A 14,880-nucleotide genomic window follows, 5' to 3' on the forward strand; every position below is an offset into this window, starting at 1 on the left:
CCCGAGAACAGGCAGGAACGCAGCCCAGGTGCCTGATGCGGGCGGACCGCCTGATGTGGGTGGGCTGCCTGAATCGGGTGGACTGCCTGATGTGGGTGGACTGCCTGATGCGGGTGGACTGCCAGATGCGGGTGGACTGCCCGACGCGGGCGCACTCGACGCGCGGAATCAGGCAGATCCGCGAGAACAGGCAGGAACGCAGCCCAGGTGCCTGATGTGGGCGGAGCGCCTGATGCGGCGGGCGGTCAGCGGCCGGTGCCGGCGTGGACGGTGGCCTCCGCGTCGCCGTCGAGGCCGTAGGCGGTGTGCACCGTGCGGGCGGCCTCGGTCAGGTCGGTGTCGCGCAGCACCACCGAGATGCGGATCTCCGAGGTGGAGATCATCTCGATGTTGATGCCGCCGGCGGACAGCGCCTCGAACAGCGTCGCCGAGACGCCGGAGTGCGTGCGCATCCCCGCGCCGACCACGGACAGCTTGCCGATTTGGTCGTCGTGGATCAGATTCTGGAAGCCGACCTCGGTCTGCTCACCGGCGAGGGCCTTGAGTGCCGCCGCGGCATCCGCCTTGGGGACTGTGAAGGAGATGTCGGTGCGCCCGGTGGCCGACACGTTCTGCACGATCATGTCGACGTTGGCGCCGGACTTCGCGACGATCTTGAAGATCTCGGCGGCCTTGCCCGGAACGTCGGGCACACCCGCGACCGTGATCTTGGCCTGGCTGAAGTCGGTGGCGACGCCGGCGACGATCGGTTCTTCCATGACTGCTCCCTCGGCTTCGCGAGGGTTCTTCATACCCTCGCCCAGAACGTATGTGCCCTCGGCCGACGAGAACGTCGACCGAGCGTGAATGAGGACGCCATGACGGCGGGCGTACTCGACGGCGCGGATGTACAGCACCTTGGCGCCGTTGGCGGCGAGTTCGAGCATCTCCTCGCTGGAGACGTGATCGAGCTTCTGCGCCTTCGGGATCACGCGCGGGTCCGCGGTGAAGATGCCGTCGACGTCGCTGTAGATCTCGCACACGTCGGCGCCGAGGGCGGCTGCCAGAGCGACCGCCGTGGTGTCCGAACCGCCGCGCCCGAGCGTGGTGATGTCACGGGTGTCGCGGTTGAAGCCTTGGAAACCGGCGACGATCACGATCGCGCCCTCATCGAGGGCTTCACGAAGACGGACGGGTGTGACATCCACGATGCGCGCAGCGCCGTGCTGCGAGTCGGTGATCATGCCCGCCTGGCTGCCCGTGAACGAACGCGCCTCGAAGCCCATGGAGTGGATGGCCATCGCCAGCAGCGCCATCGAGATGCGCTCACCGCTGGAGAGGAGCATGTCGAGCTCGCGCGGAGCCGGGATGGGTGCGACCTCGTTCGCGAGGTCGAGCAGCTCGTCGGTGGTGTCGCCCATCGCGCTCACGGCGACCACGACGTCGTGTCCGGCACGACGCGTGTCGACGATGCGCTTGGCGACGCGCTTGATGCTCTCTGCGTCGGCGACGGATGAGCCGCCGTACTTCTGCACGATGAGGGCCACGATCACTCCCTGGGATGTCGGGCGGATCCGCCCACGCTCATTCTACGATCGGCGCGTATGCCCCGCCGCGCATGTGACCCCTCCTCCCCTCTCGGCTGTCACCGAATGCACGGGTTCGCGCCCAGTGCACGGGAACGCGGCGCGCGCAAGCCGTGCACTCGGCGGCAAGCCGTGCACTCGGCGAAGGGGTCGGGGGCGGGGCGGGGTCAGAGGGCGGGCGGGAGGGCGGTGGGGGCCACGGGGCGGAGGCGGCCTCCCGTGGCGGCGAACCAGCAGCCCACGATGATGAGCGGGAACCCCAGGAGCAGGCCAGGGGTCAGCGGCTCGGAGAGGACGATCGCGCCGAGGAGGATCGCGACCACCGGATTCACGTAGGTGAACAGCGGCGCACGCACCGGACCCACCTCGCGGATGAGCGCGAAGAAGGCCAGGAACGCGACGGCCGTGCAGATCACGGCGAGAGCGAGCAGCGCCGCGATCGACGGCAGCGTCGGCACCTCGTGCTGAGTCAGGAGGCCGATCGGCAGGTACAGGATCCCGATCATCAGCAGCGACAGCGTGATGGTGCCGAGCGACGGCACGTCGGTGAGCTTGCGCGCCACGATGAAGGGCGCGATCGCGTAGAGCACGGCGACCAGCAGCACCTCACCAGCAGCGAGGAGACTGACCTCGCCACCGAAGAGACCGGGGCCGGCGACCACGATCGCGACACCGGCGAACCCCACGAGGAGACCGATCCCGCGGGCGGGACGGAGCACCCCGCGGTCGCCACCGCCGAGCGCGATCAGGGCGGCGAACAGCGGGACCGTGGCCACGAGCAGGCCGGTCATCCCGGACGGGAGCGTCATCTCAGCATGCCCGAGCAGCAGGAACGGCCCCGCCATCTCGACCGCGCCGAACGCGAGCACCCAGGGCCAGTGCCGCAGCGCCGCACGCAGGGCGCCGCTGCGGAGCGCGAACGGCAGCAGCAGCAGAGCCGCGATGAGGGTGCGCCCCGCGACGATGGCGGGCGGCGAGAACGACTCCACCGCGACGCTGATGAACAGGTAGGGCACACCCCACAGCAGGGCCATGGCCCCGAAGAGCAGCCACCCTCGACGCGAGAAGCCCGCGTTCGGGGTCACAGGACGCGCCGGCCCTCGAACGCCCGGCCGAGGGTGACCTCGTCGGCGTACTCGAGGTCGCCGCCCACCGGCAGCCCGGAGGCGAGGCGCGACACGGTGATCTGCATCGTCGTCAGGAGGCGGCTCAGATAACTGGCCGTGGCCTCGCCCTCGAGGTTCGGGTTGGTGGCGAGGATGACCTCCTGCACTGTGCCGTCGGCGAGACGGGTCATCAGCTGCGCGATGCGGAGATCGTCCGGTCCGATGCCGGCGATGGGACTGATCGCCCCGCCGAGCACGTGGTAGAGACCGCGGAACTCGCGCGTCCGCTCGATCGCGGCCACGTCCTTGGCATCTTCCACCACGCAGATCAGCGCCTGGCTGCGCCGCGGGTCTCGGCAGATCGCGCACCGCTCCTGCTCGGCGACGTTGCCGCAGATCTCGCAGAACCGCACGCGCGTGCGGATCTCGCTGAGCAGCTCGGCGAGACGCGCCACGTCGAACGTCGGCGTCTGCAGGATGTGGAATGCGATCCGCTGGGCGGACTTCGGTCCGATGCCGGGGAGCCGACCGAACTCGTCGATCAGCTCCTGAACGATGCCGTCATACATCAGGAGAACCTCGTCGGGGGCTCGTAGGGCTCTTCGCGCAGGAACGTCGCGCCGAGGACCTGGCGGATCACAGCTTCACCGTAGCGCTGCACTCCTCCGACGGAGGGCGAACGCTCGATGACGACCGGAGGAACTGTCGCGACGCGCTGCGCGGGTGCCGAGCGCGGCGCGGCGGGCGTGTGCGGAGGCATCGGCGGCTCGTACGACGGATCGTACGGCGGCTCGTCGTCGAACGCCGGCGCCTCGTCGTCACCAGGGAGCGGAGGCTCGTCGCGGTCGACCGCGCCGTCGGAGGGCGGGGACGGAGCGGAGGCGGCCGCCTCCACCTCTTCCGGCTCCTCGTCGACCGGGAGCGGCGATGAGGGCGCGGCGGGGCGGGGCGAAGCGGGTTCCGGCGTCGTGGGAATGGGCGCGACCGCCCACTCCGTCACGGCGGGAGCGGACGCCCCGCGGACCTGCGAGCGCGGAGAACCCGCTGACGCAGGCTCCGATGCAGGAGCCGGATCGGCCGGGGCAGCGGAACCGTTCGACGCGGGCTGCCGTGGCGCTCCCCCCGCCGGCATGGGCGCGGGAAGGTACTTCACCCGCACACCGAGCTCCTGCTCGATCGCCGAGCGCAGGTGGTCGGACGGCCCAGACCCCGGAGTCGTGCCCTTGAACTTCGCGACATCGTGCTGGCTCGTGAAGCCCAGGGTCAGGACCTCGGTGTCGGTGTCGTACGCCAGCGGCTGCACAGCCGTGGCCAGCAGCCAGGATGTGCGGCTGATGCCCTCGAGGCGGGTGAGCACCGCAGGCCAGACCTTCCGGATGCGCTCCACGGTGACCGGGCCCTGCGGAACCACAGGCGCCGGAGCGGCCTCCGGTGCGGACGCGGTCGGCTCCGTCGCGGATGCGGTCGGGGCGGACGCCGGCGCAGCGGGGGTCTCCGCCGCCGCCGGAGCAGCCGCCGGAGCAGCCGCCGGAGCAGGCGCGGGGGCGGGTGCGGGCGTCGGAGGGGCCGCCGTCACGACGGGCGGCGCCGGGGTCGGTGCAGGCGCTGCAGCCGCCGACACCGGGGCGGAGACGCGCTCGGGTGCAGGGACCGCCGCGGGGGTCTGGGTCGCAGCGGAGAGCACACGCGCCACCATCAGCTCGAGATGCAGCCGGGGCGATGTCGCACCGGACATGTCGTCGAGCGCCGCGCTCACCACGTCGGCGGTGCGCGACAGACGAGCGGCCCCGAACTCCTCGGCCTGGCGACGCATGCGCTCCAGGTCGTCTTCCGCGACGCCGCGCAGCACGGCGGAGGCGCCGGCACCCACGGCGGCGATCACGATCAGGTCGCGCAGCCGCTCGAGCAGGTCATCGACGAAGCGACGCGGGTCCTGGCCGGTCTGCACCACGCGATCGATCGCGGGGAAGGCGGCAGCGGCGTCTCCGGCCGCCAGTGCGTCGACGATCTCGTCGAGGAGCGCGGCGTGCGTGTAGCCCAGCAGGGCGACCGCGCGCGCATAGCCGACCGTGACGGTCTCGGACCCCGCCGGGGAGTCGGAGCCGGCGATCAGCTGGTCGAGCAGCGACAGGGTGTCACGAGGAGAGCCGCCGCCGGCCCGCACCACGAGCGGGAGCACGCCCTGCTCGACGACCACGCCCTCTTCGGCGCAGAGCTTCTCGACGTACTCCAGCATCGCTGCCGGCGGGACCAGTCGGAACGGGTAGTGGTGCGTGCGGGACCGGATCGTGCCGAGGACCTTCTCGGGCTCGGTCGTCGCGAAGATGAACTTCACGTGCTCCGGCGGCTCCTCGACGAGCTTGAGCAGCGCGTTGAAGCCCTGCGGCGTCACCATGTGCGCCTCGTCGAGGATGAAGATCTTGTAGCGGTCGCGGCTCGGGGCGAAGGTGGCGCGCTCGCGCAGGTCGCGCGCGTCGTCGACGCCGTTGTGGCTCGCGGCGTCGATCTCGACCACGTCGAGCGAACCTCCGCCGGCGCGGGAGAGCTCCACGCAGCTGGGGCAGGTGCCGCACGGGGTGTCTGTGGGCCCCTCGGCGCAGTTCAGGCAGCGTGCCAGGATGCGCGCCGAAGTGGTCTTGCCGCAGCCACGCGGACCCGAGAAGAGGTACGCGTGACCGACGCGGTCGCCGCGCAGCGCCGTCATCAGCGGATCGGTCACCTGGGACTGCCCGATCATCTCGCCGAAGGCCTCGGGTCGGTAGCGGCGGTAGAGGGCTGTGGTCACCAGACCAGCCTACGGCGTGCCACCGACCTTCGGCGGGCCCGGCCTCAGTCGATCGGCTCGATCACCGGGATCGAGGTGGTGATCACGGGAACGGACGCCGACATGCGTGTGCCGTCCTCGCGCCAGGCCTCGGTCAGCTGGCGCAGCGTCGGACGCCCCGGCAGCAGCGGACCCTGATCGGCGAGCCGCACGACGACCTCGTCCTCGACGGTGGCGATGTACGCGGTGTCCCGCACGCTGAAGGGCACGGGAGGGCCGGTGCGCACCTGCACCCGCAGCTCGTCCTTCGTCACCGTCACCTGCAGGGTGGAGCCCTGCCACTGCAGCGGGAACGACAGGGACGGCCACGCAGCGGGAAGCCGCGGGTCGAAGCTGAGATCCCCCGCGTAGTCGCGCATGCCGCCGAAGCCGCACACCAGCGCCGTCCACACGCCGCCGGCGGATGCCACATGCACGCCGTCCGCCGCGTTGTGGTGCAGGTCGTGCAGATCGACGAACAGCGACTGCTCGAAGTACTTCTGCGCGAGGTCCTGATAGCCCACCTCGGCGGCGAGGATCGACTGCACGACAGCCGATAGCGTGGAGTCGCCCGTGGTCAGCGGGTCGTAGTAGTCGAAGTCGGCCTTCTTCTCCTCGGGGGTGAAGTGGTTGCCCTGCAGGAACAGCGCCAGCACGACATCGGCCTGCTTGAGCACCTGGAAGCGGTAGATCACCAGCGGGTGGAAGTGCAGCAGCAGCGGACGCTGATCCGCCGGGGTGTTCGCCAGATCCCAGACCTCGCGCTCGAGGAACAGCGAATCCTGCGGGTGGATGCCGAGCGCCTCGCTGTACGGGATGTACATCGCCTCCGCTGCGCGCTCCCACGACTCCGCCTCACCCGAGCCGAGACCGGTGCGCTCGACGAGCTTGACGTAGTCCTCCGGGAAGCTCTCGCGGATCTCGCGCACGACCTTCGCGGCGTAGCGCAGGTTGTAGCGGGCCATGACGTTCGTGTAGAGGTTGTCGTTCACGACGGTCGTGTACTCGTCCGGACCGGTCACGCCGTGGATGTGGAACGTCTCGATGCCGTCGCCCGCTCCCGACTCGCCGACCAGGCGCGATCCGCGCCAGAAGCCGAGCGTCGCCCAGAGCCGGGCCGTCTCGATCGCGATGTCGGCGCCCTCCCGACGAAGGAACGCCTCGTCGCCCGTCGCGCGGACGTACTTGCCCAGAGCGAAGCTGATGTCGGCGTTGATGTGGTACTGCGCGGTGCCCGCGGCGTAGTAGGCCGAAGCCTCCTCGCCGTTGATGGTCCGCCAGGGGAAGAGCGCGCCGGCCTCGTTGAGCTGCGCGGCGCGACGACGTGCGGCCGGCAGCATCTTCACGCGGGCGCGGAGCGCGTTGTACGCCCAGCGCGGCGACGTGTAGGTGAGGAAGGGGAGCACGTAGATCTCGGTGTCCCAGAAGTAGTGGCCGCTGTAGCCGGAGCCCGAGACGCCCTTCGCCGGCACTCCGGCGCCGTCGGCACGGGCGGAGGCCTGCGCCAGCTGGAACAGGCACCAGCGGGTGGCCTGCTGCAGGTCGTCGCGCCCGTCGATGCGGACGTCGCTGCGCTCCCAGAACGCGTCGAGCCATTCCCGCTGCTGCCGGAAGATCGCTTCGACGCCCTGATCCGCCGCGCGGTCCAAGGTCCGACGGCAGCGGTCGACGAGTTCGCGCGGGGGCACGCCGCGCGACGTGTGGTAGCTGACGAGCTTGGTCAGGGTGATCGGCACGCCCGCCTTGGCCTGCACGCGGAAGACGTCCTTCGCGATGTCCGGCTCGACCAGCGTGCGGTGGTTGTAGGAGTTCTCCGTCTCCACGATGTGGTCGGCGACCACCGCGACCGTCATGCCGGAATCCGCGACGCGATACGACAGCGCCGAGCGCATGCCGTCCTGCCAGTGCTCGGCCGGCTCCAGCACGCGGTCGGCGATCTTCTCGGCCTTCCGCGGGTCGAAGCCCGCTCCCTTCGTCCCGAGGGGCGTTCCGGCGTAGACGCCGGCGCCGTCCTGGCGGTTCAGCAGCTGGCAGCTGATCGTGACGGGGGCGTCGGCATTCTCCACGACGACCTCGAGGCGCAGCACGGCCAGGTGGCGCTCCTCGAAGCTCACCAGCCGCTGGTCGCGCATCCGGACCCGCTTGCCGGACGGCGTCTCCCAGACGACCCGGCGCTCGAGCACGCCGGTGCGCATGTCGAGCGAGCGGGCGAACTCCCGCACGTCGGCGTCGTCGAGCGAGATCGGCTCGTCGTCGACGTACACGCGCATGACCTTCGCGTCGGGGGCGTTGACGATCGTCTGTCCGACCTCGGCGAAGCCGTAGGCCTGCTCGGCGTGGCGGATCGGCCACGTCTCGTGCAGTCCGTTGATGAAGGTGCCGTGCTCGTGCGCACCGCGGCCCTCGATGTGATTGCCGCGCAGACCGAGATAGCCGTTGCCCACCGAGAACAGCGTCTCGCCGACGCCCTCCTCCGAGTAGCGCGTCTCGATCAGGCGCCAGGGGTCGACGGGGAAGCGGTCGCGGTCGATCATGCGGTCTCCGGGGTATCGGTCTGTGCGGAGGGGACGAAGACGAGGAGATCCTCGACGACGACGGTCGCGCCGGCAGCGTGCAGGGCGTCAGCCCCGGCACCGCGGTCGACGCCGACCACGGTCGCGAATCCGGCGGCCGCCGCGGACGCCGCACCCGAGGTCGCGTCTTCGACGGCGACGGACCGCGTCGGATCGACGCCGAGGGCGGCGGCGCCGGCCGCGAACATGTCGGCGGCGGGCTTCGAGGCGAGTCCTTCGCGCTCGGCGACCACGCCGTCCACGACGACGCGGAAGAACGAGCGGATGCCGGCGGCCGCCAGCACCTCCTCGGCGTTCTTGGAGCTGGAGACCACGCCGAGGGGGATGCCCGCCTCGTGCAGGCTCTCGACGAGCGCGAGGGAACCGGGGTACGGCGCGATCCCCTGTCCGCGCAGCGATGCCGCGAAGGCCGCGTTCTTGCGGTTCCCGATGCCGCAGATCGTCTCGGCCGACGGGTCGTCGTCGACCTCGCCCCAGGGCACCTCGACGTTGCGGCTGTGCAGGAGGCTGGCGACGCCGTCGTAGCGCTTCTTGCCGTCGACGTAGTCGAAGTAGTCGGCGTCGCTGTAGGGCGGAGTGATCCCCCAGCGCTCGAAGACGTCGTCGAAGACGGCCTTCCAGGCGCGCATGTGCACCTCGGCTGTCGGGGTCAGAACGCCGTCGAGATCGAACAGCACACCGTCGGCGCGGAACAGGTCGGGCAGTGCTTCTGGCACAGAGCCTCCAGGAGAAGGGCGATTGTCGGGTCGGCACCTCTCCGTGCCACTGTGCCAGCGTAATGGGGTCGCGCGCCACGCGGTAACCCCCGCGAGCGGATCAGAGCAGCTGGGCGGTCTGCCTGGCGATCTGCAGCTCTTCGTCCGTCGGCACCACGAGCACCGTCACGGTCGATGCGTCGGCCGAGATACGGCGGATGCCGCGTTCCCTGGCCTCATTGCGTGCGGGGTCGACGACGACGCCGGCGAAGCCGAGCGTGGCCAGCGCCGCCGCGCGCACCGCCGCCGCGTTCTCGCCGACTCCTGCCGTGAACGAGATGACGTCGACGCCGCCGAGCTGTGCCATGTACGCGCCGGCATAGGCGCGGAGCCGGTGCACGTAGACGTCGAACGCGAGGGTGGCGTCGTCCTCCCCTGCGGCCATGCCGGCGAGGATGTCGCGCATGTCGCTGCGCCCGGCGAGTCCGGCCAGCCCGCTGCGCGTGTTGAGCAGCGCGTCGAGGTCGTCGATCGAGTAGCCGGCCCTGCGGGAGAGGTGCACCAGCGCGGCGGGGTCCAGGTCGCCGGAGCGGGTGCCCATCACGAGGCCTTCGAGCGGGGTCAGGCCCATCGAGGTCTCCACGGATCGCCCGCCGTCGATCGCGGTGACGGAGGCCCCGTTGCCGAGGTGGAACACGATCTGCCGGAGATCGGCGACGTCGCGGCCGAGGAACGCCGCCGCCGCCTCGCTCACGTACTGGTGGCTCGTGCCGTGGAAGCCGTAACGACGCACGCGGTGCTCCGCGGCGAGCGCCGCGTCGATCGCATACGTGTACGCCGCCGGCGGGAGCGTCTGGTGGAACGCTGTGTCGAACACGGCGACATGCGGCACCTGGTCGAACACCTCTCGTGCCGCGCGGATCCCGGCGAGGTTCGCAGGGTTGTGCAGCGGCGCGAGCACCGCCAGCTCGTCGATCTGCCGCTCCACGTCGGCGTCGATGAGCGTCGGCGCGTAGAAGCGGGCGCCCCCGTGGACCACGCGATGCCCGACCGCGACGGGGCGGTGCCGCTCGAGCGACGGGCCGTGCGTCGCGAACTGCTCGCGCATGATCTCGAACGCGGCGGCGTGATCGGCGATCGGGCGCTCGCTGCGATGGGTGGCGTCGAGCACGGTGGGCACCGCACCGCCACCGGGTTCCGGACGGACGGTGTGCGAGACCGGGCTGGCCTCCTGCCCGATGCGCTCGATGAGTCCGCTCGCGAGCAGGTTCTCCTGCTCGATGTCGATCAGGCTGTACTTCAGCGACGAGGACCCGCTGTTGATGACGAGGATCGCGCTCATCTCTGATCCGCCTGGGCCTGGATCGCGGTGATCGCGACCGTGTTCACGATGTCGTCGACCAGCGCCCCACGGGACAGGTCGTTGATGGGCTTGTTCAACCCCTGCAGCACGGGTCCGATCGCGACCGCGCCGGCGGAGCGCTGCACCGCCTTGTAGGTGTTGTTGCCCGTGTTGAGGTCGGGGAAGACGAACACCGTCGCGCGTCCCGCCACGGTCGAGTCGGGGAGCTTGGCCTTCGCGACAGCGGCGTCCGCGGCCGCGTCGTACTGGATCGGGCCCTCGACCGGCAGCTCAGGAGCGCGCTCGCGCACCAGGGCGGTCGCGGCGCGCACCTTGTCGACGTCGGCGCCGGATCCGGACTCCCCGGTCGAGTACGAGAGCATGGCGACGCGCGGATCGATGCCGAACTGGCGCGCGGTCTCGGCGGAGGAGATCGCGATGTCGGCGAGCTGCTCGCTGGTCGGGTCGGGGATCACCGCGCAGTCCCCGTACACGAGCACGCGGTCGGCGAGCGCCATCAGGAACACGCTGGAGACCACGTTCACGCCGGGCTTGGTCTTGATGATCTCGAACGAGGGACGGATGGTGTGCGCCGTGGTGTGCGCAGCGCCGGACACCATGCCGTCGGCGAGGCCCAGGTGCACCATCATCGTGCCGAAGTACGACACGTCGGTCACGGTGTCGGCCGCCTGCGCCACGGTGATGCCCTTGTGGGCGCGCAGCCGCGCGTACTCGGCGGCGAAGCGCTCCACGAGCTCGGGATCGTTCGGGCTGAGCACCTGCGCGGCGGTGAGGTCGACGCCGAGCTCGGCGGCACGGGCGCGGATGGCCGTCTCGTCGCCCAGGATCGTCAGGTCGGCGACGTCACGGGCGAGCAGGGTCGCTGCGGCGCGCAGGATGCGGTCGTCGTCGCCCTCCGGCAGCACGATGCGTCTGCGGTCGGCGCGCGCCCTCTCGATCAGCCCGTACTGGAACATGAGCGGCGTCACCACGTGGGACTGCGCGAGTCCGAGCTGCGTGGTGAGCTCGGCGACGTCGACGTGCTCCTGGAACAGTCCCAGGGCCCGGTCGTAGCGGGTGCGCGAGTCGGCGGAGATACGGCCTCGGGTGCTCATCACGCGCACCGCGGTGTCGTAGGTGCCCAGGTCGGTCGTGATGATGGGCACCGACGAGGCGAAGCCGTCGAGCAGCCGCACGATCGGCTCGGGCAGCGGGAAGGGGCCGTTCAGAATGATGCCGGCGATGCGCGGGAACGTGCCGGAGGAGTCGGCGAGCAGGGCCGCGAGCAGCACCTCGGTGCGGTCGGCGGGGATCACCACGACCGCCTCCTCGGTGAGGCGGGGAAGGACGTTGACCATCGACATGCCGGCGACGACGATGTTCAGCGCCTCCCTGGTGAGCCGATCGTCGTCTCCCTTCAGCAGCGTGCCGTCGACGGCGGTGAGGATGCCGCGGATGGAGGGAGCCACGAGCGCGCGGTCCTCCGGGATGGCCCACACCGGTGTGCGGGGCTCCGGGAGGATCGCCCTGACCGCATCGACCACCTCGTCCAGCGCCTCGGGGTCGGCCCTGTTCACCGCGACCGCGAAGAGCTCGGCGCGCTCGGCGGCGAGCTCGGACAGGGCGAGGGCGCCGATCTGGCCGACGGCCGCGGCGGCTCTCGCCGTCGTGGTGCCGAGCTGCTCCGCCTGGCGCTGCTGGTCGCGACCGCTCAGCACGAGGAGCACAGGGGCGGCGAGGTTCGCGGCGATCCGGGCGTTGAACCCGAGCTCGGCGGGGCTGCCCACGTCGGTGTAGTCGCTGCCGACGATCACGACGGCGTCGCACTGCGCCTCGACGGCCTTGAAGCGCGCGACGATCGTGGCGAGCGCAGCGTCGGGGTCGGCCCTGACGTCGTCGTAGGTCACGCCGATGCAGTCGTCGTACGCCAGCTGCACGCCGTCATGGGCGAGGAGGAGTTCGAGGATCTCATCGCGCTCCTCGACCGAGCGGGCGATCGGGCGGAACACGCCGACCCGCGGCGAGACGCGCATCAGGGCGTCGAGCGCCCCGAGGGCGATCGTCGACTTGCCGGTATGGCCTTCGGCCGAGGTGATGTAGATGCTTCGCGCCACGACCCCAGCTTAGGTGGGGTCCCCGGCCGGGAGGGAGGCTCGTCCCCGTGACAATTGCGGCGTCAGGTGCAGGGACCGGACAGCGCGTCGACCACGGCCGTCGCATCCGCCTGGAAGCGCGCGTAGTAGTCGCGGTCGGTGTTCACCTGCACCCGGTGGATCGCATGCGACGGGTCCATCGCCTGCCAGTCGGGCAGCCGGCCCAGGCGGTCGAAGAACAGCGTCGCCGAGGTCGCCGGATCCATCCGCTGCTCGACGGTGCCCCACCAGTCCTGCTGCTGGAACAGACCGATGCTGCTGGTGCGGGAGCCGTCGGGGTTGGTGAACCCGCGGGTCTCCCAGTCGCCGTAGTCGATGTTCCGGAGGCTGCTCTCCCCCATCGCCGTCATGACCCCGAGGATCTGCCCGTCACGAGGGAAGCCCATCGCGGCGGCGGTGCGCACGATGGTCGCCGCGTTCTCGAGCTGCTCGCCGCTCCATCCCTCGACACCCGCGGCGGGGAAGGTGCGCGGGTCGTCGATGCAGATCGGCGCGGGGTCGCGCGCCAGGCTCAGCGGGATGAGCACGAAGAGACCGACGACCGCCACGAGGGCTCCCGCCGACAGCAGGAGGCGCTGCAGGATCCGCTGCCGCCGCGCACGGATGGCCGCCTGCCGCCTGGTCGGCTTCCTCCGGCGCGCCGCGGGCTTCCGTCGCGACGTCGGCCGCGTGCCCGCTGGCTTGCGCTTCGCCCTGGCCGGCGTGCGCGCGGCGCTCATACCCGCAGCGCTCCGCGGTCCGCGCGAGGACGCCGGCCGGCGAGCGCGGCCGCAGCACCCCCGATGGCGCCGAACAGATGCGCCTGCCAGGAGACGCCGTCGGCGACGCCGACCACCCCGGCCAGCATGGAGCCGCCGTACACCGCGATGACGATGAGCGCGATCACCGCGTACAGGATGCGGTGCGCCACACGTCCCGGGGCGAACACGCGCATCACGACGTAGCCGAAGTAGCCGAACACGAGCCCGGAGGCCCCGACCGTCAGCGTGCCCGGTGCGTTGACCACCCAGGTGCCGAGGCCGCCGACGACCGCGACGACGGCCGTGACGGCCCAGAACCGCCGCGTCCCCTCGACTGCGACCAGACATCCGAGCACGAGGAGGGGCACCGAGTTCGCGATGAGGTGGGCCCAGCTCGCGTGCAGCAGCGGACCCAGCACGATGCCGCCCAACCCGGCGACATCCCATGACCGCAGTCCGAAGCCGGTGAACGAGCCGGGCAGGACGGCGTCCGCGAGCTGCACGACCCACATCGCGACGACCAGCAGCACCGGAGAGGCGAATCGGCCCAGCGGGTGCTGCGGCTTCGGGGGCGGGGCGACGGTCACCGGACGATTGTCGCAGGTCCGACCAGGAGGGGACTGTGTGCGGGTGCTCTCACCGCACCGACCCGCCGGAGAAGAAAATGACCCTCCGCGCACCCAGCAGAGCCCGGTTACCCTTGCTGCGTTTCCGCCCTGGGGGAATTGGCCTGGATGCCGCCACGCGGAGAGCCGTGACCATCCTAACCCGATGCGCGCGCCGGTTCGAATCCGGTCACCGCCGGGAGCGTCCGATCTCAGGGAGATCTGCCAGCCCAGCGCGTCCTGCGACAGGGTTACGATCGAGGGACGCGCATCGCAGCGCCGACGCGAGAGGGAACGCATGCCAGAGAACTCCCCCCTGACCCCGGTGACGATCGACGCCGAGCGCTTCGCCGCGCAGACCTCCGCGATCCTCTCCTCGATCGGCCAGGTCATCGACGGCAAGCCCGATGCCGTGCGCAGCGCTCTCGTCTGTCTGCTGGCCGAGGGTCACCTGCTGATCGAGGACGTCCCCGGGGTGGGCAAGACGATGCTCGCCCGCGCTCTCGCCGCCAGCGTCGACGCGACCGTGCGCCGGATCCAGTTCACGCCCGACCTGCTTCCGGGCGACGTGACCGGCGTCTCCGTCTACAACCCGGTCGACCGCGAGTTCGAGTTCAAGCGCGGTGCGGTGTTCGCGCACATCGTGATCGCCGACGAGATCAACCGCTCGTCGCCGAAGACGCAGTCGGCCCTGCTCGAGGCCATGGAGGAGGGCCAGGTCACGGTCGACGGAGCGACGCACCCGCTGCCCGACCCGTTCCTCGTCGTCGCCACCCAGAACCCTCTGGAGATGGAGGGCACGTACGCCCTCCCGGAGGCGCAGCGGGACCGGTTCATGATGCGGATCTCGATGGGCTACCCGGATGCCGCCGCCGAGGCTCTGATGCTCCGCCAGCGGGACGTGGTGAATCCGCTCGCCGCGGTCGCTCCGGTCGCGGACGCGACCTCGATCGCGCAGCTGATCGCTTGGGCGCGCGCCGTCCATGTCGCTCCGGCGCTCGAGGAGTACGCCGTCGCCCTCGCCCAGGCCACCCGCTCCGACCCGAACCTGCACCTCGGCGCGAGCCCGCGCGCCACGCTGCAGCTGGTCAGGGCCGCGAAGGTGTGGGCGGCGCTCGACGGCCGCGACTACGTCATCCCGGATGACCTCACCGCGCTGCTCATCCCGGTCTTCGCCCACCGCCTGCTCCCGGCGCGGGGCGCGCACCGTGCGGGGGCGCAGCCGGTGGAGGCCGCACTGACCCAGATCGTGGAACGGGTGCGCGTGCCCGTCGCGACGCGATCCTGACCGAGCCCGC

At 71.1% G+C, this 14,880-nt stretch carries 11 protein-coding genes and 1 other RNA gene; 1 reads left to right on the top strand and 11 read right to left on the bottom strand.

Going from position 1 to position 14,880, the window contains the following annotated elements; genetic code table 11:
• Window positions 1–245: 245 nt before the first annotated feature.
• The 11 genes from CSX12_RS14200 to ffs form a co-directional block, all read right to left on the bottom strand.
• Window positions 246–1,526, bottom strand: coding sequence for an aspartate kinase (locus CSX12_RS14200; protein WP_026049624.1), 1,281 nt, complete (start codon window positions 1,524–1,526; stop codon window positions 246–248).
• A gap of 206 nt (window positions 1,527–1,732) precedes the next feature.
• Window positions 1,733–2,650 carry a DMT family transporter gene (locus CSX12_RS14205; RefSeq protein ID WP_124896215.1) on the bottom strand — a complete coding sequence of 306 codons (918 nt, stop codon included), beginning with the start codon at window positions 2,648–2,650 and terminating at the stop codon, window positions 1,733–1,735.
• Window positions 2,647–3,240 carry a recombination mediator RecR gene (recR, locus tag CSX12_RS14210; protein ID WP_017201469.1) on the bottom strand — a complete coding sequence of 198 codons (594 nt, stop codon included), beginning with the start codon at window positions 3,238–3,240 and terminating at the stop codon, window positions 2,647–2,649. Before recR ends, CSX12_RS14205 begins: the two co-directional genes overlap by 4 nt.
• Window positions 3,240–5,456 carry a DNA polymerase III subunit gamma and tau gene (locus tag CSX12_RS14215; protein WP_206427098.1) on the bottom strand — a complete coding sequence of 739 codons (2,217 nt, stop codon included), beginning with the start codon at window positions 5,454–5,456 and terminating at the stop codon, window positions 3,240–3,242. Before CSX12_RS14215 ends, recR begins: the two co-directional genes overlap by 1 nt.
• Before the next feature lie 44 nt (window positions 5,457–5,500).
• Complete coding sequence (locus tag CSX12_RS14220; protein ID WP_124896217.1) at window positions 5,501–8,008, bottom strand: glycosyl hydrolase family 65 protein; 2,508 nt, start codon at window positions 8,006–8,008, stop codon at window positions 5,501–5,503.
• Window positions 8,005–8,763, bottom strand: coding sequence for an HAD-IA family hydrolase (locus CSX12_RS14225; RefSeq protein WP_124896218.1), 759 nt, complete (start codon window positions 8,761–8,763; stop codon window positions 8,005–8,007). The genes CSX12_RS14220 and CSX12_RS14225 overlap by 4 nt, the downstream gene beginning before the upstream one ends.
• Before the next feature lie 100 nt (window positions 8,764–8,863).
• Window positions 8,864–10,084: an acetate kinase gene (locus tag CSX12_RS14230; RefSeq protein ID WP_017201474.1), complete on the bottom strand. Its 1,221-nt coding sequence runs from the start codon at window positions 10,082–10,084 to the stop codon at window positions 8,864–8,866.
• Window positions 10,081–12,198, bottom strand: a complete 2,118-nt coding sequence (pta, locus tag CSX12_RS14235; protein ID WP_124896219.1) for a phosphate acetyltransferase — start codon at window positions 12,196–12,198, stop codon at window positions 10,081–10,083. Before pta ends, CSX12_RS14230 begins: the two co-directional genes overlap by 4 nt.
• Before the next feature lie 62 nt (window positions 12,199–12,260).
• On the bottom strand, window positions 12,261–12,956 hold the full coding sequence (locus CSX12_RS14240) for a hypothetical protein (protein ID WP_124896220.1): 696 nt from the start codon (window positions 12,954–12,956) through the stop codon (window positions 12,261–12,263).
• A complete protein-coding gene (locus CSX12_RS14245) occupies window positions 12,953–13,564 on the bottom strand; it encodes a rhomboid family intramembrane serine protease (protein WP_124896221.1) in 612 nt (203 codons plus the stop codon). The genes CSX12_RS14240 and CSX12_RS14245 overlap by 4 nt, the downstream gene beginning before the upstream one ends.
• A gap of 73 nt (window positions 13,565–13,637) precedes the next feature.
• Window positions 13,638–13,734: signal recognition particle sRNA small type (ffs, locus tag CSX12_RS14250), an RNA gene on the bottom strand.
• A 146-nt stretch (window positions 13,735–13,880) separates the two neighbouring features.
• Between ffs and CSX12_RS14255 the strand changes: the two genes are divergently transcribed.
• Window positions 13,881–14,870 carry a MoxR family ATPase gene (locus tag CSX12_RS14255; protein WP_017201477.1) on the top strand — a complete coding sequence of 330 codons (990 nt, stop codon included), beginning with the start codon at window positions 13,881–13,883 and terminating at the stop codon, window positions 14,868–14,870.
• The last annotated feature ends 10 nt before the right edge of the window (window positions 14,871–14,880 follow it).

Source organism: Microbacterium sp. Y-01 (genome assembly GCF_003856715.1).
Lineage (GTDB): Bacteria > Actinomycetota > Actinomycetes > Actinomycetales > Microbacteriaceae > Microbacterium > Microbacterium algeriense.